We start from the raw sequence: 25,351 nt of genomic DNA on the forward strand, positions 1-25,351 counted from the left end.
CAGGAAGTATACCGAAAAAACTTCGGGCTATGCGCGAGAACGTCAAACAGTTTATACTACCAGAGAAAAGAAAGCGGCCCAAAGACAGGACCGTGAGAGTTAGCAAAACTCGTTACCATATTAAAACGAGATCCTCTTAACTGAATGGTGTTAGACGAAGGTCGGGACCTCCTTGCTTCACAATGTGGTTACATTTACCTAGTAACTCGCTGCATTAAATAGCATAACCGCATAATTTAAGTTATTATTTCCGCAATTAATAATTAGTAAATAAGCGTTATAAATATTTACGCTTTAAGCCCTTTAAGGAAAAAAATGAGTATTGCGATTAAGACTCAGGATGAAATTGAAAAAATGCGCGTTGCCGGCAAGTTGGCCGCGAGTGTTTTGGATATGATTGAACCGCACGTTGTTGCCGGTGTTACAACCGAAGAATTGGATGCCATTTGTGCGAAATTCACCAACGACAACAACGCACTGTCTGCGCCACTAAACTATGGTGCCGATCACAATGGCGACGGTGGTTTTCCTAAGTCGATTTGTACCTCGGTGAATCACGTAGTTTGTCATGGTATTCCTTCAGCGCAAGCCCTACAAGATGGTGACATTGTCAATATTGATATCACTTGTAAAATTTGTCTCGACGACGAGAATACGCCGGAAGCAGAAAAAAAATTCTTCCATGGCGATACTTCCAAGATGTTTTTGATTGGCGATGTATCGGCAGAAAATCGTCGTTTATGTCGCATTACCCAGGAAAGCTTGTACGCGGCAATGCGGAAAGTTAAGCCGGGCAATAAATTTTCAGACTTAGGTGCGACGATCCAAAAGCACATCAAAAAAGCCGGCCGTTACGGCATCGTAAAAGATTTTTGTGGTCATGGTATTGGCAGTGTTTTTCACGAAGAGCCGCAGATATTGCATTATAAAAATGCCGATAATCGTAAAATGCAGGCGGGCATGATATTTACCATTGAGCCGATGATTAACTTAGGCAAAGGCGGTACAAAATTAGACCAGGATGATGGTTGGACGGCTTATACCAGCGATGGAAAAAATTCTGCTCAGTGGGAACACACCCTTTTGGTGACCAATACTGGTTGTGAAGTATTAACCATTCGTGCTGAGGAAAAAGAGATTAGTCGAATCATGAATAACTAACCTAATCTTACGTTAATTAATAACCAGAACCCTAAGGCCTAAGTACTTTTATTTCGATAAGCAAAGTGCTTAGTACTTATCACTAACCTCTAATTAAGAAGAAACATTGTGCTAAGTAATCCAATTCTACCCACCGCATTAACCAATAAATTAGCAACAGCTTCAGCGCCGTTAACGACTAAAGAAATGCAGCTTTTAGGCGAAAACTTTTATCTTTGGTTAAAACAAGCATTTAGTGATAACGATTATGATGTTTTTCAGTTAGTCGCCGCCAGAGCAGATTTTGTCGATCAAGTATTACAAAAAATATGGTGTCAACATCACCTCGATGAACATCAAATTAGCCTGTTAGCGGTTGGTGGTTATGGCAGGGGCGAATTGCACCCACAATCCGATGTCGATATTTTAATCCTGACTCAGGAAAACACCAGCAAAGAACTGGAACAGCACATTAGTGAGTTCATCACTGAGCTATGGGACATCCGCCTGGATATTGGTCACAGTGTGCGCAGCGTAAAAGAATGTGTAAAACAGGCGAATAACGATGTCACCATTGCCACCAATTTATTGGAATCAAGACTGATTTGTGGCCACCATTTATTGCAAGAACAACTTACCCCACACATTCAAAAAGCCAAGTTTTGGCCGGCCGGACAGTTTTTCATTGCCAAGCGCGAAGAACAAGTTAAACGTCATCAACAGTACAAAGGGGCGGCGTATACGCTTGAGCCAAACTTAAAGGCGAACCCTGGTGGTTTACGTGACATCCAAAATATCAGTTGGGTCGCATTACGTCATTTTAATGCCAATAATCTGGAAGAGTTAGTCGCCCATAATTACCTTACCCAAAATGAATATCACGAGCTAATAGAGTGTCAATATTATCTCTGGCGCATGCGTTTTGCCCTACACCTTGTTGCAGGGCGAAGCGAGAACCGTTTGCTATTTGATTATCAGGGTAACGTCGCCGAATTGATGGGCTTTGGCGATGAAGGTAAAGCGGCAATTGAACGTATGATGAAGCGTTTTTTTCGAGTGATTAATTACGTCAGTGAATTAAACGAAATGTTATTGCAGCATTTCGAACAAGGCATTTTAAAACAGCCAAAGCAACCAAGCCAAACCGATATTGATAAAGATTTCGTTTTAATTGGTAACTTCATTCAGTTAAAAAGTAAACGTGCTTTTACCCGGCCAGAGATCATCATGAAAATGTTTTTGGTGATTGCCGATAACCCGCAAATAAAAGGCATCCATGCAACCACCATACGGTTGATGCGGAACACTCGTCGCCGATTAATTTCCGGGTTAAACGATTATGCCGAGTGTCGTCACATTTTTATGCAAATCATTCGTCACCCTAAAGGCTTAGGGCGAGCATTTAATTTGATGCATAAACATGAAATATTGGCCAGTTACCTGCCCGAGTGGAACAGTATTGTCGGCCAAATGCAATTTGATTTATTTCATGCTTATTCGGTTGATGAACACAGCTATCGCTTAATTAAAAACTTATACCGTTTTAGCTTACCTGAACACAATCATGAATTTCCGCTGTCGAGTAAAATCATGCAAAAAATTCGTAAGCCTGAAATTTTATATTTAGCCGGAATATTTCATGATATCGCCAAGGGACGTGGTGGTAGTCACAGTGAATTAGGTGCTGTTGATGCACTCGCCTTTGGCAAAATGCACCAGTTACCGGATCACGACACGAGAATAATCTCCTGGTTAGTAAAACAGCATTTATTAATGTCGGTTACGGCTCAGCGCAAAGATATCTCAGATCCGGAAGTGATCCGTGAATTTGGCGAAATAGTTCGTGATGAGGCTCATCTGGACTATCTATATTGTTTAACCGTAGCCGATATGCGCGCAACCAATGAAAGTTTATGGAATACCTGGAAAGCTAACTTATTGGACGAATTGTATTTTGCAACGAAGCGCGCGTTTCGCCGAGGATTAGAAAAACCAGTTGAGTTACGCATAAAAATCCGCGAAAACCAAGATAAAGCATTAGAGCTACTCAATGATAATGAGATCCGTAGCGAAATAATCAAACCATTATGGAAAAACTTTAAACCGGATTATTTTTTACGCTACTCGCCAGAACAAATTGCCTGGCATAGCCGACATATCATCTGCCATGATAAAGACAAGCCGTTAGTGTTGATCAGTGAAAAGCCTTATAGAGGTGGTACTGAAGTATTTGTTTATACCAAGGACGGAAGTAACTTGTTTGCATCCACGGTGGCCTTGTTAGGGATGAAAAAATTATCGATACATGACGCGAAAATTTTATCCTCAAAAGATGGCTTCACCCTGAACACATTTGTTGTGCTCGATGCCAAAGGACACCCGGTGAAAGACAGCTATCATGCCGATGATATCAAAACCTCGCTACAAAAGTATTTAGCGGAAAACAATGACATCAAAATCATCAAAAAACCTCTGCCGAAAAAATTTCAGCAATTCAACTTTCCCACCAGAGTGAGTTTTATTGAACATAGCAATAAAAGCGTCACGACATTAGAAATAGTTGCAATCGACAGGCCAGGATTACTGGCCGAAATTGGCGATGTATTTCAGCAATCTGAATTAAATGTCCATATGGCCAAAGTCACCACCTTTGGTGAGAAAGTCGAAGATGTATTTATTGTGTCTAATAAAGATCATTTTGCACTATCAAAAGATCAACAAGATCAGTTAGAATCCCTGTTATGTAACTCTGGCAATGAACCAGACCAGCAACAGACTTCATAAAATATAATCAGGAAAAAATCATGAGTGCCTTGCAAGACATCATTGAATCGGCTTTTGAAAACCGAGCGAACATCTCACCTTCAACGGTAGAGCCAGAAGTAAAAAATGCAGTATTAGCAGCTTTAGACCAATTAAACAAAGGTACCGCGCGCGTTGCAGAACAAGTAAACGGTGAGTGGGTGGTAAACCAATGGCTGAAAAAAGCCGTGTTATTATCATTCCGTATCTATGACAACGAAGTGATCCACGGTGCAGAAAGTACCTTCTTCGATAAAGTGCCGCTTAAGTATGACGGTTACGGCCAGGCAGACTTTGAGGCCGATGGCGTTCGCGTGGTTCCTGGCGCATCAGTACGTACCGGTAGTTTTATCGGTAAAAACGTTGTCGTTATGCCATCATTTGTCAACATCGGCGCATTCGTCGATGAAGGCTGTATGGTAGATACCTGGGCAACGGTTGGTTCATGTGCCCAAATAGGTAAAAACGTACATTTATCTGGTGGCGTCGGCATTGGTGGTGTATTAGAGCCACTACAGGCTGGCCCTACGATTATCGAAGACGATTGTTTCATCGGTGCCCGTTCAGAGATTGTTGAAGGCGTTGTCGTTGAAAAAGGCTCAGTAATTTCAATGGGCGTGTTCATTGGTCAATCAACCAAAATCTTCGATCGTGAAACCGGAGAAATCCATTACGGCCGCGTTCCTGCCGGCTCTGTAGTTGTTTCAGGTAACCTACCTTCTAAGTGTGGTACTTACAGCTTATACGCTGCGGTTATCGTGAAGAAAGTAGATGCGAAGACGTTAGGTAAAACAGGCATCAATGAGCTGTTACGCTCAATTGATTAATGCTGTTTTTACAGATCAAAAAAGGAGCCAACGGCTCCTTTTTTTTCGATTAAATTTGATATGTTATCAAAGCACGTTTTGAAGCAAGGGGGTCCCGGCCTTCGCCGGGATGACGTGGTGTAAGTTAATAAATATTGTTGAATTGGCCACTAAGTTAGTAAAGATATCTTTCCAATCAGTACATATTCATAGAGAAAGTACTCCGTCATCCCGTGCTTGCCACGGGACCTCCATGCTTCAAAACGTGCATAGTAACAATGGCTCTTCGTCTCTCGTCTCTCGCTTCTAAAGCCCCGCCGCGTAGCGGCGAGCCTTATCCAAATCTTCCGGCGTATCGACGCCTTCCACAGGAAGACGAGATTTTGCCACTTCGACATGGATCTTCTCACCTTGCCATAGCACTCTAAGTTGCTCTAACGCTTCTATTTGCTCTAATGCGCTTGCTGGCCATTGCACATAATCTTTAATGAAACCGGCGCGGTAGGCGTAGATACCAATGTGACGCAGGTAAAAATCTCCAACATCTTTAATATCATCATTGTCTAGGAAGCGATCTCTGTCGTAAGGAATGGTAGCGCGGGAGAAATACAGGGCATAGCCATCTTTATCACACAATACTTTTACCGCATTCGGGTTTAGTGCTTCTGCCACGCTATCAATGCTGACGGCCAGCGTGGCCATTCTGGCACAGCTTTGACTGGCCAAATTTTTCGCTACCTGAGCAATATTGGCACTGGGAATAAACGGTTCATCGCCCTGCACATTAACGATAATTTCATCATCGCTAAAGCCATATTGTGCAACCACTTCGGCCAGGCGTTCGGTACCCGATTGATGATCGGCCCGAGTCTTACATACTTCGCCACCAAAGGCGTTTACTGCGGCTGCTACCTCATCATTATCGGTGGCAATAATCACTTTGCTTGCACCCGATGCCAGCGCCTTTTCGGCAACCCATTGGATCATCGGCTTACCCGCTATTTCAGCCAGCACTTTACCAGGCAATCTGGTTGATTGGAAACGGGCGGGAATGACCACAGTAAATTTCATTAGCTACGCTCTTCTTCAGTTAACTTTCTCGCTTCGGTTTCCAGCAATACCGGGATATCTTTTTCAATGGGGTATGCTAAATGATCAAACTTACAAATAAGTTCGTTGTGTGCTTTGTTCAGTGCAAGTTTGCCTTTACATACCGGGCAAGCAAGAATATCCATAAGTTTAATATCAAAGGCCATAATTTCTACATCTCGTTATAATTAAATCGATTAATTGCTCACCATGATTGTCTTCAAAGTGAGCGTCTACTGGTAAATACCAGCTATTTTTCGGTGCCATAGCGTGACATTTCACCGCATCTTTCTCCGTCATTAATAACGGGGTTTCCATAGTAGTTTCATTATCAAGCGCATTTTGACTAAATTGCTGAAAATCGGCACTGGTGAATTGGTGATGGTCAACAAAGCCTACTTTTTGTGCCAGGGTAAAACCCAACTCATGCAAACTCATAAAAAATCGTTCTGGGTTGCCGATCCCGGCCATCGCATTGACGGTGTGTGCCGGGAACTCCTGCTTAAACTGTTGCAGATTCATTTTCTTGCCGTCTTCTAACCGGATAACATTGTTGCCTTGTAAATTCATGATTTGCTCATTGACGTCGGCAAGGCCGCCATTAACAATGACCTTATCTACGGTTTGCAGTCGCCATAACCCTTCACGTAAAGGCCCTGCCGGTAGCAACCAACCATTGCCAAAGCGGCGTTTGCCATCGACAATCACTAATTCCACATCGCGCTTTAAGCGGTAATGCTGCAAGCCATCGTCACTTATCACCATGTTACAGCCTTGTTGCATTAACATTTTTACGCCCGCAACCCGGTCACTTGATACCACCACAGGAACCTGACAACGACGAGATATCAGCACAGGTTCATCTCCGGCCTGCTCGGCGGTGGTGTCAGCCGTTAATAATAATGGCGATTGACGTTTTTCACCACCATAGCCACGGCTGATCACACCGACAGTGATACCACGTTGTTGCAACTGTTCAACCAAATAAATCACCATCGGGGTTTTGCCATTGCCACCGACGCCAATATTGCCGACGATAACCACCGGCACATCGAGTTCGACCTGCTTTAAGATATTTAAACGATATAACATACGTCTAACAGCAGAGAGCAAAAAGAACAATAAATTTAACGGTAATAGCAACCACTTTAGCGGGTGGTTTTGATACCAGGCTTTTTCAATTAATCGCAATGGCAGCTCCTTCTAAACGGGCAACCAATGTCTTGTCTACTCGCCAAATTGAAACGCATGTAATTGCGCATAAGCACCCTCGTTTGCCAGTAGCTCTTGATGAGAGCCCTGCTCAATTAATTTGCCCTGCTCCATCACCACAATAGAATCGGCACTTTCAATGGTAGATAAGCGATGCGCGATAACCACACAAGTACGGTTTTGTTGTAAAACTTTTAATGCATCCTGGATATGCCGTTCAGATTCGGTATCAAGAGCACTGGTTGCCTCATCTAAAATTAAAAATGGGGCATCGCATAATAAGGCTCTGGCGATCGCAACTCTTTGTCTTTGACCACCACTTAACATTGAGCCATTCTCGCCAATATTGGTTGCAAGCCCTTCAGCCAAGTTTTCAGAAAATTCGATAACATGAGCCGCTTTTGCGGCTGCGACAATCTCGTCCATACTGGCATCAGGCTTGCCGTAAGCAATGTTGTGAGCAAGGGTGTCATTAAATAACACCACCTGTTGTGAAACATAGGCAAACTGATGACGTAAGCTCGCCAACTTATAGTTCTGAATATTCTCACCATCAATCAACACTTGACCCTGCTCGCTATTATAAAAGCGCAACAATAATGAGCTTATGGTTGACTTACCGCTGCCAGAGCGGCCCACCAATGCCAGAGTTTTACCACTGGCTAATTCAAACGTTAAGTTTTCTAGTGCCGGTTTTTCTGTGTCTTGATAAGTAAAGGTCACATCTTTAAAGGCAAGTGTGCCTTTGGCGTTTTTCAACTCAATACTGCCACTGTCTTGCTCTATATCCCGGTCAAGGACGGCAAAAATACTTACCGCTGCCGCCATACCACGTTGAAACTCTGCGTTTACCGTGGTTAACAATTTAAGTGGTCGTAACAACATGATCATATAGGTCACAATTGCAGTGAAAGCTCCAGGAGATAATTCACCGACAATGTCAGGTCTACTTGCCGCATAGAGCACGAATGCCAGGGCAAATGAGGCAATAATTTGAATGATCGGCACACTGGTTGATTTCGCGCTCACCATTTTCATTCGTTGCTGACGGTTTTGGTTATTAATTTTCGCAAAGCGCTTAAATTCACGCTGTTGACCACCAAAAGTGAGCACCACTTTATGGGCATTAAAGGTTTGCTCGGTTGCCGTGGTAACTATCCCCATCATCTTTTGAATGCGTTTGCTGACGGTGCGAAAGCGCTTTGACACTACCACCACAATGACAGTAACAACAGGAATTATTAATAAGAAAATCACCGAGAGCTGCCAGGAGTTATAAAACATCAAACCAATTAACCCTAAAACAAAGGCACCTTCGCGAATTAACGTTAACAAGGCTTTAGAGATGGCTTTTAGTAACTGTTCGGTATCGTAAGTAATCTTAGAGATTAAACTACCCGTCGACTCTTTATCATGAAATGGGACTGGCATCGCCACGATGTGTTCGAACAGTTTTTGGCGCAGGCGCATTACCACATGGTTACCCATCCATGCCAGACAATAAGTCGCCATAAAGTGGCTGCAACCTCTTACGAGAAAAGCGACGATAACAAAAATTGGCGCGTATTTTAAAATGTCTGGGTTGGCGTTGGTTAAGCCGTCATCAATTAACGGCTGCAATTGAGAAAAAACCAAGGTATCAATGCCGGCATAACCTAACATACCAATAATGGCAGCGGTTAAACCAAGGCGTAAGCCTTTGGTGTAGCTGAAAAGGCGCTTAAAATTCTGCCAGGTACTGGCAGCCATTTTATCCTGCATAAATATCTCTTGAGGTATTGTTTTTTATTCTGGTGGTTATTCTACCGTAAATATGCACAATTCAAACCCTAATTCACTGATATAGTTAATATCTTAGCTCATTTTTTAACGCCACGGCCAAAAAGGCAGCAAATCATCACGATAAGTCTGAGCCTTTATATTGGTGCGGCTTATCTGAAAAACAACCATGCCAACTTCGCCAGTATTAAACTGCTTGGCATTTATCGACTTGTACCTGTCGACAACGCTAGTTACCGGCATACGCCATCGATTTAAATAGCCGGCGCTGTGCACCACATATTTCGGCTTAACGGTGTTAATAAACGCCTGGTTTGAAGAGCTTTTTGAACCATGGTGCGGGGTAAACAAAATATCCACCGGAGATAGCTTAGCCTGTTTTAGTAATTGCAATTCTACTTGTTGAGAAATATCTCCTGGCAAAAGCACTTTATGCACACCATCCGAAATTTCAAGCACACAAGAGTCGTCATTGCTTTTGCCGACAGCCTGCTCTGGCCACAGCGATTTTATCTTAAGTTGTTGCCAAACAAATTCTTTTCCGGCTAAACAGTTTTTGCTATTAATCGGGTTTGTCTGCCCGACAGTGGCAAAATTTAGCATATAACGCTGAGCCAAGTGTTTGCTGATGACAACAGGCAAACCACCGGCGTGATCATTATCACTGTGGCTGACGACAAACCAATCGAGTGAGGCTAAACGATGATTGCGCAGATAAGGTTCAATGGCCGAGTCAACAAAATTAAAGCCGCTGGCAAAGGCAGCTCCACTGTCATAGAGAATCGCTTTACCTTGCTTTTCAATTAATACGGCTAAGCCATGGCCAACATCAAAAGCGGTAATTTGCCATGAGTTACTACGTTGTAAATAAGCTCTATAACCAATATCAATCAGAAAGATGCTCAAACTGAGTGAGGCAAGCATTAGCCATAGAGTTTTTCGCGTAAACAGACGCAGGCTCAACAGAAAAACGGCTGCCGCCGACAAGACTATCAACACCACCGTTAGTGGATTGAATGGTACGATAAGCGCGTCAAATTGGCTAAGAAACGCTAAAAACCAATAAGCGGCATCAAGACAAGATAACGCCAGCTGGAATAATCCCTCTGACAACGGCTGATAAATCAACAGTGCTAAGGTCGCCAATAACGTGATCGGGATCGCCGTCATCGATAAAAACGGCACTACGACAAAATTCGCTAGCGGCGCTAACAAGCTAACCTGCTTAAACAGCAACAAGGTTAACGGCATCAGAAATACACTGATGCTGATTTGCAGCAGTAACAGCGACAATAAAATCCGTTGCCACTTTAGTCGCCCCGTGAGTAAATACTGCCATCGCCAAAAGCCATACATGATAACTATCACCGCCGATAAGGACAGGTATAAACTGCTGTCTAAAATGGCAAACGGCTCAAGCAAAATAATGAAAAAAAGGCTGAGCAATAACCAGCGTATTATCGACACTTTTATTGCTATTAAGCGTAAGCCATAATAAACCAGCAACATGATCAACGCTCGCATGGTTGGCATTGAAAAACCGGCAAGGTATGCGTAAAAACCAGCCAGAGATAAGCTTGCCAGCATAGGCAATAAAAACAGATATCGTTGCGAAAGCAGTCTTGCCGGAAACAAGTAGAGACAATATTTCATCAGATAAAAACCAAGCGAGGCAATTAATCCTAAATGCAATCCGGAAATTGCGATCAAATGCTGGGTACCGGTATTTTGCAATACTTGCCAGGTCGATTTATCAATATGGGATTTTTCGCCAATCGCCAACGCCAATAACAAAGGTTTTAACGGGTGAGCTATTGCACTGTTCAAGGATAAATATAATTGCTGCCGTAACGATTGCTGGTGTGCAAGCACTTGATTGATTGCTGATGGTTTAACATAGCCACTCGCTACGATATTTTGCTGTAGTAACCAGCGCTTGTATGAAAAGCTGCCGGCATTAGCAAAGCCGTGTGCAGGCTTTAATTTCACCCGTAACTGAACACTGTCACCTTGTGCCAATAGCATATTGGCCTGTCGAAATGACAACCTGACCACAAAGGGGTGAGCAAGTTCTTGCTGATCAAAAGCGTTAATCAATAAGTTAAATTTAAGAGAATCAGTGCTATGGTTTACCACCGTGGTGACCTTACCCTGAACGATGTGATCATGGCTGTGCAAGCTATTCGCAGCAATGTTATTTGTCAAAAAGGAAGTGTTATATTGGTGGCCGGCAAATAAAATAAAGCTAAAGCCGAACAAAAATGCCTGTAATGACAGTAATTTTTTATTTAATCGAACAAAAAACAGCAAGCAAAAACAAGACAATGCCAGCGATAACAGATAAAATAACTCAGGCACCTTAGGTAAAAACAGCGCGCTAATTGCGCCGGCAATAAATAGCAGCAACCACCGTTCCATAGTGAATTGTCCATAACAAGTTGCTAATTAATTAAACAGTATAGTCGCTATTTCTTTTCCTATACTTTAATCAACTTGCTATTTTACCTAGCGGCGTTGTTCGTTGCATGACAGATTTGTATTAATATAAACTCAATTTAAACGTTAAATATGCCCAAAAAAATGATCAAAAGATGGTTACCAGATCATCACACCATTAAAACCAATAAACACCTGCAAATTTTCGGTGATGTTTTGCATGATGCAAATTTATGGCATCTTAACCGTCGTTCGGTGGCGAAAGCCTTTGCTGTGGGATTATTTTTTGCATTCATCCCGGTACCGTTTCAAATGGTACTGGCCGCGGGCATGGCCATTTTAGTGCATTCCAATTTGCCCTTGTCGATAGCACTGGTATGGGTAAGTAATCCGTTAACCATACCGCCAATATTCTACGCTTGTTATAAATTAGGCACAGTGTTAATGAATGTGCCTCCGCAAGAGTTTGCCTTTGAATTAAGTTTTCAGTGGTTAACCAACAGCCTTTCCACCGTTGCCGGGCCATTTTTATTAGGTTGTGGGGTGAGTGCGGTATTTTTCTCAATTGTCGGCTACTTTAGTATCAACCTGATCTGGCGCTATTCGGTGGCGTCAAACTGGAAAAAACGCCAACAGCGCTAATAAAAACAGGGGGCAGAGTCAGGTTAACCTGACTCTGCCCCCTGTTTTTATTATTGTAAGCTGATCTCGATTCTGTCGGAGGAAAAACCCGGTGTTTGAAAGCCGATAAAACCTATGGTTTGGTTAATCCTGTCGAGTACAAAAACTTGCTCAGTATAAGGGTCTCTTAACTCGGTTTCATTGACAATGTGCTGTTGTTGTTGAGCATTGTGATGCTCTATATCCAACTCAAGGCTGAGCAAGGTTAATCGTCTAACTGCTTCCAGATCGGTCACTCTAATTATATATTCAGCTAACGATGTCGGGTTCGAGCATGACATGATTTTTCCTACCGGGTTATACAACAACCAGTACACATAACTGGCACTGAACTGTTTCGGGCAACTGTCAACCACAGAGTTTACTGGCACAGCCAAACTATGCTTCATTACGGAGTAATCCAGCGATGACTGCTGGCTATAAACATCCAAATAATTGCCGTGACGGTTCAAGGTAGCATTCACTTTAAACAGAGGTTTTAACGCCAATGTGCCGAGCTGCTCAAATGTGCTTAGCTGTTCAAATATATCACTGTCTTGATACGTGTCTAAACTCGAGAGTAACTTCTGCAAGTTGCCCCACTCGCCTAGCATCACCTTAGTAAAACTTCTCTCATCATCGCTAATCATCGTTCGCCACATTTCAGGTATTAGCGCTTGTCGGTGCTCGTCTGCCAGCGGTGATAATAGTTGTTGCAAGAGCAAAAAATGACGTTCAATAGCTTCCCGGCAGATCATTTTAGTCATTAAACTATTGGTGGAACTCAGCACCATCCGCCAAAAACGAATATCCATATCTAACAGACTTTTCGTAATGTGGCGATCAACTAAGGCGAGTTTTTGGCCGACAACCATTAAATAAAGCTTTTGTGAAACTAAGAGTCTTCTATAACTCATAGTTACATTGCTAGCTATGGCGGTTTCTTGCCAGTAGGTAAAATTGATTAATTGTTGATAATTCGCGATGATTTTTCTATTTTCTGCTAATAATTGTGTTACTTGCGCAGAATTCACATAAAAAGCTGGGCGTGACTTGTCTGCCTGACAAAACTTTTTGTCTTGCCGAAAGCACACTTGCTTGATCTCATCTTCATTGATAATTCTAATAGTTTTAGCATCAGTCGTTGTGGCAACAGCAGCAGAAAAATTAGTCTGTTTAGCGATTGCGTTTGCCAATTCCATGCCTGTTTTCAGCGGCGTTTCCGAACTAAGCCCTAAAGCATAACTATGAGCATTATCGGCTCGCACATTAGTCGGTAGTTGCTGTATGGTTTTAATTTTAGCGATTGATGATTGGGAATAATCCTGGTCTGCGATATTAATCGCAATCCAAAGCAGATAGAAAAACAGCGGCAACCCTAAGGCAATGAGACAAAACCATTTAACCACTTTGAAAATACTTTTCATCACCTGTCCTTGTTGTGCCAATACCAATCAGCATAAGTATATAGCCAACTCAGTGCTTATGCCGATTGGTATGAATTATCCACCTTGACCAAGCACTTGCGCCGGTTCAATTTTGGTGGCGCGCCAGGCCGGATAAAGCGTTGCTAGCAAGCTTAATATTAATGCCGATAGCACGGTAAAAATAACATCGCGGCTATCTAACTCGGTCGGTAAAAAATCGATAAAATAAATATCAGCCGATAAAAACTTGGCATTGAAAGTCGATTCAATGCTGCGCATGATCTCAGTTAAATTCAGCGATAAATACGCCCCTAAAATTGCGCCTGATAGTGCGCCCAAGATGCCATTCACCAAGCCTTGATAAACAAAACTGAGCATGATGGTTTTTGGTTTAGCGCCCATGGTTTTTAATATCGCAATATCGCCTTTTTTATCGTTTACCGCCATAAACAGACTGGAAACAATATTGAAACTGGCCACCGCGATCACCAACAGCATAACCACGAACATCACCGTGCGGACTAATTGGATATCGTTAAAGACATGGCCCTGAGTACGAGTCCAGTCGTTCATGTAGACGTAAATGTCCAGTTGCTGGCCTATATCTCTGACAATGGCTGGCGCTTGAAATACATCATCAACGCTGATGCGCAAACCATGAACATTGCCGCCGAGGTTGGCGATTTCACTGCCCAAAGCTAACGGCATATACGCCAGTGTTTCATCGATTGAGCCGCCAAAATCGAAGATGGCAACAATGTTCATATTGCGTTTTTTCGGTGCGGCAAACGGCTGAGTTTTGCCAGTGTCATTGTTGTCATTCATCCGCGGCAAGATAAGTTGTACGCTATCGCCCACTTTTACCTTTAATTTTTTCGCAATGCCGGCACCAATCACTAATGAATGACCCGTTAACTGTTGCCAGGAACCACTGCTGATAAAATCATCAATACTGGACACTTTCGTTTCTAAATCGATATCGACGGCTCGCACTTCCAATGCTTTTAACTGTTCACCTTTTTGTAATAATCCGCCCATTTTTATTACGGGCGCTGCAGCGGTTACTTGCTCAAACTGCTCGAGTTCTGCGACCCGTGCTGGCCAATTATCGATAGGCTTGGTTACGGCAATGTACTCACCGTGCGGAACAATGGATAACAAGCGTTTGGTGAGTTCTCGCTCAAAACCGTTCATCGCTGACAATACCAGGATTAATACCATCACCCCCAGGCCAATACCGATTGTCGATGATGCGGAAATAAACGAAGCGAAGCCTTTACCATGGCGCGAGCGCACATAGCGAAGACCAATAAAAACACTTAACGGTTTAAACATCGACGAGTTTCCCGTGATCGAGTTTTAATTGCCGGTCCATGCGAGCGGCCAGGGTTAAATCGTGGGTGACCACCACGAAACTGGTATTTTCAGAGCGGTTTAACTCGGTGATCAGCTGAAATATTTGCTCCGCGGTATCAAAGTCTAAATTTCCTGTTGGTTCATCAGCTAAGACCAGTGAGGGTTTAGTCACCAGTGCTCGTGCGATGGCAACACGCTGTCTCTCGCCACCCGAAAGCTCGCTTGGGCGATGATGCATACGGTGCGCAAGTCCGACCTTTTTCAACATTGCTTGTGCTTCATGCAAGGCAACTTTGGCTTTATCACCACGAATAAGTAACGGCATCGCCACATTTTCTTCGGCGCTAAATTCCATCATTAAATGATGAAACTGGTAAATAAAGCCCAAATGCTTATTGCGAAATTCTGCGCGTTTTGCCGCAGACAACTGATAAATATCAACATTATCGATACTGACATTACCTGACGTGGGCGTATCTAAAGCGCCGGCCAAATGCAAAAATGTACTTTTTCCGCAACCTGAGCTGCCGACAATCGCTAACAATTCGCCAGGTTTTACTTGCAAGTCTAGCCCGGTTAATACGGCAGTGGTTTGTGGCCCCTGTTGATACTCTTTGATTAGTTGTTGGCAAACTAATACATTACTCATGTCTTAAAACCTCAGCCGGTTGTGTTTTGGATGCTCGATACGCAGGGTATAGGGTGGCAGTAAAGCTCATTAACAGTGCCGTGATAATGATGATGATCACTTGCGGATACTGTAAATCGATTGGCAAGGTTTGCATAACAAAGCCTGAGCCTAGAATATTTACGCCAAACAATGACAGCACACTATTGATATTTAAGGTGAATATCACACCAAGAAGCGACCCTAACAGTACTCCCCAGAAACCATTGACCATACCCTGAGTGATGAATATTTGCAGCACTTGTCTGGGTTTTAACCCTAAGGTTTGTAATATTCCGATTTCCCCTTGCTTGTCGATCACCACCATGACCAATGCCGAAACTATATTAAAGGCGGCGACGGCAACAATTAAGCCCAGCATTAACCACATCATGTTTTTTTCAATTTGTACCGCGGCAAACAAGTTACCCTGGCTTTTATCCCAGGTAGTAAATTTTAAATGGGCTAAATCAGCTTTATCAGCAAATTGCTGAGCAATAAGTTTGGCATCGAAGGCATCATCTAAATACAATCGAATATTATCGACACTCGCCTTGTCTTTTCTTAATAACCTGGCGGCGTCCTGGCCGTGGATCAACACCATATGATCGTCTACCTGCGAGCCTAAGTGAAACACCGCCACCAAGGTAAATTTACGTTGCACCGGGACGCGGCCCATAGGGGTAAAAATGGTTTTGTTGGGCAACGCTATCCGCACTTGCTCGCCGATGCGTATGCCGAGTTTACGAGCCAGCGCAACGCCCATGATCACCCGATATTCACCGGCGATCAGATCGGCTAACTGACCTACTTGCATATTGTCATTGAGCAAGGAGTATTGCTGTTCATGCTCAGGATAAATGCCTTGCATTAGCACTCCAGACAGTTTATCAGGTGACTGGATAAAGGCTTCACTTTCCAAGTAAGGTGTGGCGCCCTGCACTTGCTCTGCAGTTTCGAGTTGGCTGATTAATTCAGGCCAGTTATCGATACCACCCTTTTCTGTGGATTGCACCAACACATGCGGCACTAAACCTAAAATGCGTTGTTTTAATTGCCCTTCAAAACCATTCATTACCGAGGCCACAGTAATTAATGAGGCAACCCCTAATAAAATGCCGGCAATGGAAAAAAAGGTGATAAAAGATACAAAACCTGAGCGGTTTTGCGAGCGAGAATAACGAAATCCGATAAAAAGACTAACCGGTTGAAACATTTATATTTATAATTTGTAGGTAACCTTGTAGGGAATGATAAAAGCTTGCTTGGGTGAGTACAAGTGATGATCAAAATAATCTCGGCTTTTAACGTAAAAAATTGTGTAATTGTCGATTTATACCCGTTACCACTCAAAGTGCTGAAACCAGCATCTTGAATGGTAACGGGTATCAGATTAGAATGATCGACGTTAACAGCATCAATTTCAGCTAAACATAGAGAACCAGTCAACCCATGAGCCAAAGCAGCAGTATTTTTTCACCGTTATTACCGGTAAGTAAGGCAAGCGCAACCAATAAAGATAAAAAGCAATGGGCAAATTTTTATGGCTCGAGTGCCAGTATTGCGATCTATTCTGGCGCCGCCAAATGCGCTGGCTTAACCTTGCTAATCACCGAAGATACCGCAACAGCGCTAAAACTCGAACATGAACTGTTAAGCATTAACGACAACTCACTTGATATTTGTCTGTTTCCTGACTGGGAAACCTTACCATATGACAGTTTCTCACCGCATCAGGATATCATTTCGCAACGATTGCAAACGCTATATCGCCTGTCACGAATGGACAAAGGCATAGTCATCGTACCGGCCCATACGTTAGTGCACCGCATTGCGCCAAAGCAGTATATTGAAGCCAATAGCTTGTTAGTACAAACCGGTGATAAAAAAGATTTGCATCAATTGCGACAAGAACTTGAAGCCAGCGGTTATCGTGCGGTCGAACAAGTACTCGAACATGGTGAATTCAGTGCTCGCGGCGCAATTTTAGATTTGTTCCCGATGGGCTCAAATCATCCATTTCGCCTGGATTTCTTCGATGATGAAATCGACAGCATTCGCACCTTTGATGTGGACGATCAGCGCTCAAAAGATGCCATTGCCAACATAGAACTATTGCCGGCGCATGAATTTCCCAGCGACAGTGATGCCATTAATTTATTTAGAAACCAGTATCGTGAATTGCTAAAAGCAAATAACGAAAAAGAATCGGTTTATCATAATGTCACCAAGGGCATCATGCCGGCAGGTATTGAATACTACTTGCCGCTATTCTTTAGCGAAACCGCGACCCTGTTCGATTATTTACCTGCACAAACGCAAGTGTTGATCCATGGCAATATTGATAAATCGCTTGAGCAGTTTAGTTTAGATACGCAATACCGTTATGATGACAGGCGCTATGATCCATTACGTCCGCTATTGTCTCCGGAGCAACTATTTCTCACTCGTGAGCAACTATTTGCCCAATTAAAGTTACACGACCGGGTGAATATCAACCACGACGCGCTTGCTGACAAGGCCGGTAATGTCAATTACCCAACCCAGTCTTTAGCAGACGTTGCGGTCAATCATCAATCAAAACAGCCATTGCAAGCGGTGTGTCAATTTTTACAAACGGCACAAGATATCAACCAGCAACTGTTGTTTATCGCCGAAAGTCAGGGCCGTAAAGAAACCTTATTAGAATTACTGGCCAGGGAAAAAATCAGCCCCGAATACGTCGACAACATCAGTGACTTTATTAATGGCGATATAGATATTGCCATTACCGTCAATGCCCTGGCACACGGTTTTGTGGTTGCAGATAAAGCCAATGAGCTCAATTTTGCCATCATTACCGAAGATGACTTGTTTACCGACCGGGTGAAACAAGCACGGCGACGCACAAAGCAACAAGAAACCAATAGTGAAGCGATATTTAAAAACCTTACCGAGCTATCCATTGGTCAACCTGTGGTGCATATCGAACATGGCATAGGTCGCTATCAGGGACTGCAAACCTTTGAAAACCAAGGTATAAGCACCGAATTTTTAATGCTCACCTACTTAAACGATGCAAAACTCTATGTGCCGGTAGCCTCTTTGCATTTAATTTCCCGTTATTCAGGCACCAACAGCGACACTACGCCGATACATAAACTCGGCAGTGACTCCTGGAGCAAAGCAAAGAAAAAAGCGGCAGAAAAAATCAAAGATGTGGCTGCCGAATTACTGGATATCTACGCCACGCGCGAAAGCAGTCATGGTTATGCGTTCAAACGCAACAAAGACGATTATATCAGTTTCTCTGAAAGCTTTGGTTTTGAAGAAACCGAAGATCAGCGTAACGCCATCACCAATGTGATTGCGGATATGCTCGATCATAAAACTATGGACCGACTGGTATGTGGTGATGTCGGCTTTGGTAAAACGGAGGTGGCAATGCGGGCAGCATTTATCGCCGCCAACGACTCAAAGCAGGTGGTGATATTGGTGCCAACAACGCTGCTGGCACAACAGCATTATGAAAACTTTAGAGACAGATTCGCCAATTCTCCGGCAAATATCGAAGTGCTGTCGCGCTTTAAAACAGCGAAACAACAAAAAGAAATTATTGCCAATATTGCTACCGGGCAAATCGATATTTTAATTGGCACCCATAAATTACTTTCTGATGACATTAAATTCAAAGATTTGGGCTTGTTGATAGTCGATGAAGAACATCGCTTCGGGGTGAAACAGAAAGAAAAAATTAAGAAGCTTCGCGCCAATGTTGATATTTTAACCCTAACGGCAACGCCTATTCCCAGAACCTTGAATATGGCGATGGGCGGTATGCGCGATCTGTCTATTATCGCAACACCACCGGCAAAACGTCTGGCAGTAAAGACTTTTGTACGCGAACGTGACAACGGCTTAATTAGAGAGTCTATTTTACGGGAAGTGTTGCGTGGCGGACAAGTGTACTTTTTGCACAACAATGTGCAAACCATTGAAAAAACTGCGCAAGAAATACAAGACTTGTTGCCAGAAGCAAAAATCACCATCGCCCATGGGCAAATGCGCGAGCGTGAGCTAGAACGCATTATGAGTGATTTCTATCATCAAAAATTTAATGTGCTGGTGTGTACCACCATCATCGAGACCGGCATTGATGTGCCCAGTGCTAATACCATTATTATGGACCGGGCCGATCATTTAGGCCTGGCACAATTGCATCAATTGCGTGGCCGCGTTGGTCGCTCACACCATCAGGCTTATGCCTACTTATTGACTCCGCACCCAAAACGGATCACCAAAGATGCGGTAAAACGTTTAGATGCAATCGCCCAGCTGGAAGATTTAGGTGCAGGTTTTGCACTCGCCACTCACGACCTGGAAATTCGTGGTGCCGGTGAATTACTCGGCGAAGATCAATCGGGACAAATGGCTAGTATCGGCTTTAGCCTTTACATGGAGATGCTAGAGCAAGCCGTTGCCGCGTTAAAAGCCGGTAAACAGCCTTCGCTTGAAGATTTAACCGCCAAACAAACCGATATAGAGTTACGGGTGCCGGCGTTAATTCCGGAAGATTATATTCACGATGTCAGTATGCGCTTATCGTTTTATAAACGCATCGCCAGTTGTAACAGCAATAATGAACTGGATGAAATTCAGGTAGAGTTAATCGACCGTTTTGGTTTATTACCGCAAGCGACCAAGCATATTTTTCATATTGCCAAAATTCGCTTAACCGCCGAAGCCATTGGCATTGCCCGAATTGACGCGGGTATTAATGGTGGTTCGATTGAGTTTAATAGTAACACTCAAATTGATCCTATGCAGATAATCGGCCTGATCCAACAGCAACCGAACATTTTTAAAATGGACGGTGCCAATAAATTAAAATTCGCCATTAAAACCGAAGATAACCAGGCGCGCTTTACCTTAATTACCAATATGGTTGAACAACTGCAGAAAAAAGTTGCCTAAGCCATGTTCGAAAACATAACAAAGCTGATGTACAATCACTTAACCGAAAAGCAACTTATGCTAATAATGAATAAACCGAACACTAACTTGCTGAAATTTCCCTCAATAATCGTACAGGCTCGGCAAAGCGTTAGCGCCGGGATAATCGCGTTGAGCTTAATCGCTTCCGCCCCCACTTACGCACAAACAAAAACAGCGGCACAGCCCGCTGAGCGCTGGTTTGAAATCGAAGTGATCTTGCTTGAACAGCTGATGGACAAGGCTCGCTATGGTGAAAATTTTCAGCAAGAAAGTATTGTCGTTCCTCCCGCCTCACAAGCGCCTGCCAATATTGATTTCCTGAATCAGTATCTACAACGCATTACTCTTTTTCAACAGCAACTAACAAGCTGCAGCGACGAAGAGCAAGAGCTAGCTACAGATATTGAAAATACCGAACAAAGCGACGAAGAAGATAGTCAGCAACAATACGCAGACGCTGAAAACGAACTTGAGTCATTGCCAGATACCAGCGCGAGCCAGCAACCGTATACCGAACAAAAAGCTGAAATAACAACGTTAGCAAGCGTTGAACAACAACTTAAAGCGGTATCATTGTCTTGTAAAAAACATGACCTTGATCTGTTTGAACATACCGTCGATAAACAGTTTTATCAAATTCCTCGAACCATTTCAGGTAGCGAAGACTTGTACGCCAAGGTGCCATATTTATTGGATAAAGACAGTTTACAATTGACTCATATCCATAAATCTTTACGCCGTTCAAAAGCATTCAGGCCGGTACTGCACATAGGTTGGCGACAAGCGGTAGTTGATAGGAACCGGGCAAAGCCGGTGCGTTTACTCGCCGGCGAAAACCTAGGTTTAATTGCCGAAGAACGTCAAATGAAAGTAGCACTAGAGCCGCAACTGCAATTATCTGAACAGCAAAAACAACAAATGACCAGTGAGCATATCAGTCAGATCATCGCTGACGTCAAGGCTGGGAACAGCAACCTTAGCGAATCCACTCAGTTATTAAAACAGAGTGATATTACACCACTATTTAGCGAGCAGGAGCATAGCAATGTCACTCAAGCCGACAATGAAGAATTGCCGCAAACCTGGAAAATAGATGGTTTGTTTAAAGTACATCTTAATCACTATTTATTCATTAACAGTCAGTTTAATGTTATTGCCAATGTTGAACACAATAAAGAAGATGGCAAACAGCACACGACTGAACAAATATTGATCCCGTTTAAACAAAATCGCCGGGTGATCAGTGGTGAAGTGCATTACTTTGATCACCCTTACATCGGGATGATAGTGCAGATCCGCCGCCACGAAAAACCAGAAGCAATAGAAATACCGGAATCAGATACCTTAGCACCGGCAGCAAATCAGCCGGTGAGTCCCTAACTTAGCAATAGAGAAAATATTATGTCAGTAGATAAGCAAACTGAAATTGAAGCGGCGGTATTTCGTCGTCTGTTAAAACACTTAGACTCACGCAAAGATGTGCAAAACATCGACTTGATGATTTTGGCGGGCTTTTGTCGAAACTGTTTTTCAAAATGGACGGTTGCCGAAGCGGAAAAATTAGGCGAAACCATAGATATCGATACCGCCAGAGAACAAGTTTATGGCATGCCATATAGTGAGTGGAAAGCAAATCACCAATTGCCGGCAACCGCTGAGCAGCTGGAAAAATTTGAACAATTATCGAAAAAGTAACGCCTTATTGAATACCAAGTTGATCAAATTGGTATCAGTCAAAGATTGCTGAAATATTATGCTATTAAATAAAAACGATAAGAAATGTTAAATAAAGACGATACGGTATTTGTACTGGTGGATGTGCAAGGTAACCTTGCCGGATTAATGCATGATAAACAAACCTTGTTTAGCAATTTGCAAAAACTCATTAAAAGTTTGCAAATTCTCAATATTCCGATCATATGGTTAGAACAAAACCCGCAAGCGATAGGCCAAACGATCCCATTGATTAGCAGCTTATTGGTGGGCCAAAAACCGATCAGTAAAATGAGCTTCAGCGCCTTTCAAGAAGAACACTTCGTTAAACAGCTTGAACAGCTGGACAGAAAACAAGTGCTCATTGCCGGTATTGAATCTCATGTCTGTGTCTATCAAACGGCAATGGATTTGTTGTCGGCTAACTACCATGTCGAACTGGTGAGCGATGCAGTGGCGTCAAGAACGCAATCCAATAAGCAAATTGCCTTGTTAAAAATGCAAAATCAAGGCATTACCTTAACGAGCACTGAAATGGCCTTATTTGAGTTGTTAGGTGTTGCCGAAGGCAAACAATTTAAACAGATCATTAAGATCATCAAATAACATTTTATCCAACGACAAATTCATGGTTTAGCAAAAAAACGATTATACTTTAGTTAAGCATTTTTAATCCACTTGGTATTAGGGAGAATAAATTGGAAATCGATAATTTATTAAATTTAGACAGTCACATTTTATTTGGCATTATCAATGAACGCCTAAGGATTGAATGCGGCAGTGTCGAAGAGCTGGTTTCCCGTTATGAGCTTAATGAACAGTTATTAACAGAGAAAATGGCGATGCTGGGCTATCAATACGATCCCCTATCTAATCAATATAAAGTAAAATAATAATTCACTATTAATGAAGATGTTCATTAAAAAACATTAATATTATACTGAGCTAACTTCATCTTCGGTTAAATAACGCCACTGGCCGATTGCTAATTCACCATCCAGTGCTATCGCACCAATTTGTTCCCGATGCAAGCCTATCACCCGGTTTCCTATCGCCGCAAACATCCGTTTTACTTGATGATACTTGCCTTCTGAAATGGTTAGCAATGCTTCTTTTTCCGCTAATACCTCAAGCCTTGCGGGTTTGGTTAACTTGGCTTCATTTTGTAACTGTAAACCATGGGCAAAGCGCTCAACGGCATCCGCGGGAATGGGTTTTGATAATTGTACCCGGTAGCGCTTATTGCATTCTTTTTTCGGTGCGGTAATTTTGTGTGACCATTGACCGTCATCAGTGATAAGTACCAAACCGGTAGTATCGACATCTAATCGTCCGGCAATATGCAAATCAAAAGCACGGTCAACGTCTACCAGATGTAAAACGGAGGGGTATAGCTCGTCTACGTTGGAACAAATGCAGTCTTGTGGTTTGTACAACATGATATAACGGGCACTGGCAAAGGTGAGCAAATTACCCGCCAGAGTAATCACCGACTCTTCATACACTTGAAAACCAGGATCTTTAATCGTCTCGCCATTAACTAGCACAGCCCCACGTTTCAGGTATTTTTTCGCTTCGGTTCGGCTAAGTTCAGTACAACGGCAAATATATTTATCTAAGCGCATAGAATTTGAAAATTTAATCTTTAACAATGAACAAGGCGATGTTATCACATCGCCTTGCATTATACCCGTCGCCATTCAAAGTGCACTCTGAAACCTGCATCTTGAATGGTGACGGGTATAACTAATCAAAGTTGCTTGGCTATTTTACTTTCGAGACAATTAATTCGTTTGGATTTTCCAGATAATAAAAGTTATTGACTAAAATTCGCAATAATCTCGATTTAGAAATTGATGTTTTTGCGGACAGTTCATTGAGTTGCGAAATGATATCTTCACTCAAGGTAAACGTTGCCCTCTTGAACGGTTTATCTTTACAAGGCTCTATTTTTTCGGCAATTTTCCTACTTAACAGCTCCGTTTGCGCCTGCATATGCATATCTGCATCAATAAATTCTGGGTTACCGGTAGCATAGTTTGTGGCACCATCAATAAACTCATCCACAGTAAATGTGCGTTTGGTTTTTGTTGGACGCTGTTTTTTAAGATCAGCCAAACTCATAACTAACCTCCTGTTTGATCGCCAGCATTTCATTGGCAATGCTGCGAATCTCATTAGCAGCCTTGCCATCCGGGTCAACCTCAAACACTGAGGTACCTTTTTCTTCACTGTCATCGTAAATATTACGCGCATAGGTGATTGAGTCTAAAACATTAATGCCAAACGAGGCACAGACTTCTTTGGCTTCCAGTATGCGTGGTGCCTGATTAGGTAGCGAAGGACATTGGGTAATAACAAACGATGCTATCATTTTCGGGTTAACCATTTTACAGGTGCTAAGCATATCTTCCATGTGTGGTGCGGTCTTAATATCACGACGTTTCGGACGCATAGGTATGAGTACGTGATGAGCTACTGACATGGATGCGCGTAGTGCCAGATTATCCTGACCGCCACAATCAACAACCACATAATCATAATGTTCATTAAGGCTAAGCAAATCATTACGAATCTTGCCATAAAGCTGGATGCAGTTAATGGTTTCTAATTCAGGGTCGTTATTACGTGCCTGGATCCAATCTGAACTTGTTCGTTGTGGATCACAATCGGCTATCAGCACAGTTGCAGCTAACTCTTTGGCAAAAAACACGGCTAAATTTTGCGCCAAACAACTTTTACCACTGCCGCCCTTTTCCCCGCCAACTAACAAAATCATAATTATTTCCTTGCTTATTATTCTTTATCCGGTTTTACAAATTACAGCTGCGGTATTTCTATTTATGCATTTTAAAGCCAATCGAAAATTTACCATTAATTAATTCCAGGCAGCGGACTACGGTCGCAGGTATAGTGCGACTTTCTGGGTGGTCGGCTTGAAATTTAAAGTTCACCAGGGTATTTACACTGATAGCGAACTCATGTTCTATCCGCATACCACCTCTGGAAAAATCATCACATAAACATTTTACTTGATGCGCCTGGCCATCGCCGTCGAGCCAAGTAATATCGACGAGTTCTTGCTCCATATTTATTCGACTGTCTTGACGACGATCGATGATATCTTCTTTGGGATCTCTCATTATTATTAACTTCCTTTATTAGCCCTTTGACCCTTCTAAAACCAAATTACAAAAATCTCTTATACTAAAAAACTTTAGCTTGGTATTTTCAATATAACAACATATATTTAAAAATTCCAAATTTCGAGTTAGATTATCATTTGATGA

At 42.7% G+C, this 25,351-nt stretch carries 22 protein-coding genes; 9 read left to right on the forward strand and 13 right to left on the reverse strand.

All coding sequences use genetic code 11. The features are described 5' to 3' along the window. The first annotated feature begins 315 nt into the window (after positions 1–315). The 3 genes from map to dapD all read left to right on the forward strand — a co-directional run bounded on the left by map (position 316) and on the right by dapD (position 4,769). Positions 316–1,161: a type I methionyl aminopeptidase gene (map, locus tag ND16A_RS00430; RefSeq protein WP_033079450.1), complete on the forward strand. Its 846-nt coding sequence runs from the start codon at positions 316–318 to the stop codon at positions 1,159–1,161. Positions 1,162–1,269: 108 nt separating this feature from the next. Next, positions 1,270–3,924 (forward strand): [protein-PII] uridylyltransferase, encoded by a 2,655-nt coding sequence (gene glnD, locus ND16A_RS00425; RefSeq protein ID WP_235282268.1) that lies wholly within the window; start codon positions 1,270–1,272, stop codon positions 3,922–3,924. 20 nt (positions 3,925–3,944) lie between these two features. After that, positions 3,945–4,769, forward strand: a complete 825-nt coding sequence (gene dapD / locus ND16A_RS00420; RefSeq protein ID WP_033079451.1) for a 2,3,4,5-tetrahydropyridine-2,6-dicarboxylate N-succinyltransferase — start codon at positions 3,945–3,947, stop codon at positions 4,767–4,769. A gap of 285 nt (positions 4,770–5,054) precedes the next feature. On the opposite strand, the gene kdsB is transcribed toward dapD, so the two are convergent. The 5 genes from kdsB to ND16A_RS00395 form a co-directional block, all read right to left on the reverse strand. Continuing rightward, positions 5,055–5,819 (reverse strand): 3-deoxy-manno-octulosonate cytidylyltransferase, encoded by a 765-nt coding sequence (gene kdsB, locus ND16A_RS00415; protein ID WP_033079452.1) that lies wholly within the window; start codon positions 5,817–5,819, stop codon positions 5,055–5,057. Then, complete coding sequence (locus tag ND16A_RS00410; RefSeq protein WP_033079453.1) at positions 5,819–6,004, reverse strand: Trm112 family protein; 186 nt, start codon at positions 6,002–6,004, stop codon at positions 5,819–5,821. Before ND16A_RS00410 ends, kdsB begins: the two co-directional genes overlap by 1 nt. Next, positions 5,994–7,028: a tetraacyldisaccharide 4'-kinase gene (lpxK, locus tag ND16A_RS00405; protein WP_052073356.1), complete on the reverse strand. Its 1,035-nt coding sequence runs from the start codon at positions 7,026–7,028 to the stop codon at positions 5,994–5,996. Before lpxK ends, ND16A_RS00410 begins: the two co-directional genes overlap by 11 nt. A 36-nt stretch (positions 7,029–7,064) precedes the next feature. Beyond that, positions 7,065–8,810 (reverse strand): lipid A export permease/ATP-binding protein MsbA, encoded by a 1,746-nt coding sequence (gene msbA / locus ND16A_RS00400; RefSeq protein ID WP_033079454.1) that lies wholly within the window; start codon positions 8,808–8,810, stop codon positions 7,065–7,067. A gap of 105 nt (positions 8,811–8,915) precedes the next feature. Continuing rightward, the gene (locus tag ND16A_RS00395) at positions 8,916–11,246 is read right to left on the reverse strand and encodes a DNA internalization-related competence protein ComEC/Rec2 (protein WP_033079455.1); all 2,331 of its coding nucleotides are present in this window, start codon (positions 11,244–11,246) and stop codon (positions 8,916–8,918) included. A gap of 150 nt (positions 11,247–11,396) precedes the next feature. Here ND16A_RS00395 and ND16A_RS00390 point away from each other — a divergent pair, with 150 nt between their 5' ends. Next, entirely contained in the window at positions 11,397–11,906 is a 510-nt protein-coding gene (locus ND16A_RS00390) for a DUF2062 domain-containing protein (protein ID WP_033079456.1), read from the forward strand. A 50-nt stretch (positions 11,907–11,956) separates the two neighbouring features. Here ND16A_RS00390 and ND16A_RS00385 read toward each other — a convergent pair whose 3' ends face one another. From ND16A_RS00385 to ND16A_RS00370, 4 genes are all read right to left on the reverse strand, one after another. Further along, complete coding sequence (locus ND16A_RS00385) at positions 11,957–13,351, reverse strand: hypothetical protein (protein ID WP_033079457.1); 1,395 nt, start codon at positions 13,349–13,351, stop codon at positions 11,957–11,959. A 75-nt stretch (positions 13,352–13,426) separates the two neighbouring features. Beyond that, positions 13,427–14,686: a lipoprotein-releasing ABC transporter permease subunit LolE gene (lolE, locus tag ND16A_RS00380; protein WP_033079458.1), complete on the reverse strand. Its 1,260-nt coding sequence runs from the start codon at positions 14,684–14,686 to the stop codon at positions 13,427–13,429. Then, positions 14,679–15,356, reverse strand: a complete 678-nt coding sequence (gene lolD, locus ND16A_RS00375; RefSeq protein ID WP_033079459.1) for a lipoprotein-releasing ABC transporter ATP-binding protein LolD — start codon at positions 15,354–15,356, stop codon at positions 14,679–14,681. Before lolD ends, lolE begins: the two co-directional genes overlap by 8 nt. Further along, positions 15,349–16,590 carry a lipoprotein-releasing ABC transporter permease subunit gene (locus ND16A_RS00370; RefSeq protein WP_033079460.1) on the reverse strand — a complete coding sequence of 414 codons (1,242 nt, stop codon included), beginning with the start codon at positions 16,588–16,590 and terminating at the stop codon, positions 15,349–15,351. The genes lolD and ND16A_RS00370 overlap by 8 nt, the downstream gene beginning before the upstream one ends. A 236-nt stretch (positions 16,591–16,826) precedes the next feature. On the opposite strand from ND16A_RS00370, the gene mfd reads away from it, so the two are divergent. The 5 genes from mfd to ND16A_RS00345 all read left to right on the forward strand — a co-directional run bounded on the left by mfd (position 16,827) and on the right by ND16A_RS00345 (position 22,954). Beyond that, positions 16,827–20,327: a transcription-repair coupling factor gene (mfd, locus tag ND16A_RS00365; RefSeq protein WP_033079461.1), complete on the forward strand. Its 3,501-nt coding sequence runs from the start codon at positions 16,827–16,829 to the stop codon at positions 20,325–20,327. Between the two features lie 66 nt (positions 20,328–20,393). After that, positions 20,394–21,728: a CsiV family protein gene (locus ND16A_RS00360; RefSeq protein WP_160173548.1), complete on the forward strand. Its 1,335-nt coding sequence runs from the start codon at positions 20,394–20,396 to the stop codon at positions 21,726–21,728. A gap of 21 nt (positions 21,729–21,749) precedes the next feature. Then, entirely contained in the window at positions 21,750–22,043 is a 294-nt protein-coding gene (locus tag ND16A_RS00355; RefSeq protein WP_033079463.1) for a DUF1244 domain-containing protein, read from the forward strand. An 84-nt stretch (positions 22,044–22,127) separates the two neighbouring features. After that, complete coding sequence (locus ND16A_RS00350; protein ID WP_033079464.1) at positions 22,128–22,667, forward strand: isochorismatase family protein; 540 nt, start codon at positions 22,128–22,130, stop codon at positions 22,665–22,667. A gap of 92 nt (positions 22,668–22,759) precedes the next feature. Further along, positions 22,760–22,954, forward strand: a complete 195-nt coding sequence (locus tag ND16A_RS00345; protein ID WP_033079465.1) for a DUF4250 domain-containing protein — start codon at positions 22,760–22,762, stop codon at positions 22,952–22,954. Positions 22,955–22,996: 42 nt separating this feature from the next. On the opposite strand, the gene rsuA is transcribed toward ND16A_RS00345, so the two are convergent. The 4 genes from rsuA to ND16A_RS00325 all read right to left on the reverse strand — a co-directional run bounded on the left by rsuA (position 22,997) and on the right by ND16A_RS00325 (position 25,204). Then, complete coding sequence (gene rsuA / locus ND16A_RS00340) at positions 22,997–23,686, reverse strand: 16S rRNA pseudouridine(516) synthase RsuA (protein WP_033079513.1); 690 nt, start codon at positions 23,684–23,686, stop codon at positions 22,997–22,999. 139 nt (positions 23,687–23,825) lie between these two features. Then, positions 23,826–24,185: a ribbon-helix-helix domain-containing protein gene (locus ND16A_RS00335; RefSeq protein WP_052073357.1), complete on the reverse strand. Its 360-nt coding sequence runs from the start codon at positions 24,183–24,185 to the stop codon at positions 23,826–23,828. Continuing rightward, on the reverse strand, positions 24,172–24,840 hold the full coding sequence (locus ND16A_RS00330) for an AAA family ATPase (protein ID WP_033079466.1): 669 nt from the start codon (positions 24,838–24,840) through the stop codon (positions 24,172–24,174). Before ND16A_RS00330 ends, ND16A_RS00335 begins: the two co-directional genes overlap by 14 nt. 58 nt (positions 24,841–24,898) lie before the next feature. After that, positions 24,899–25,204: a PilZ domain-containing protein gene (locus tag ND16A_RS00325; RefSeq protein ID WP_033079467.1), complete on the reverse strand. Its 306-nt coding sequence runs from the start codon at positions 25,202–25,204 to the stop codon at positions 24,899–24,901. Positions 25,205–25,351: the final 147 nt, after the last annotated feature.

The organism is Thalassotalea sp. ND16A (genome assembly GCF_000764205.1).
Classification (GTDB): domain Bacteria; phylum Pseudomonadota; class Gammaproteobacteria; order Enterobacterales; family Alteromonadaceae; genus Thalassotalea_A.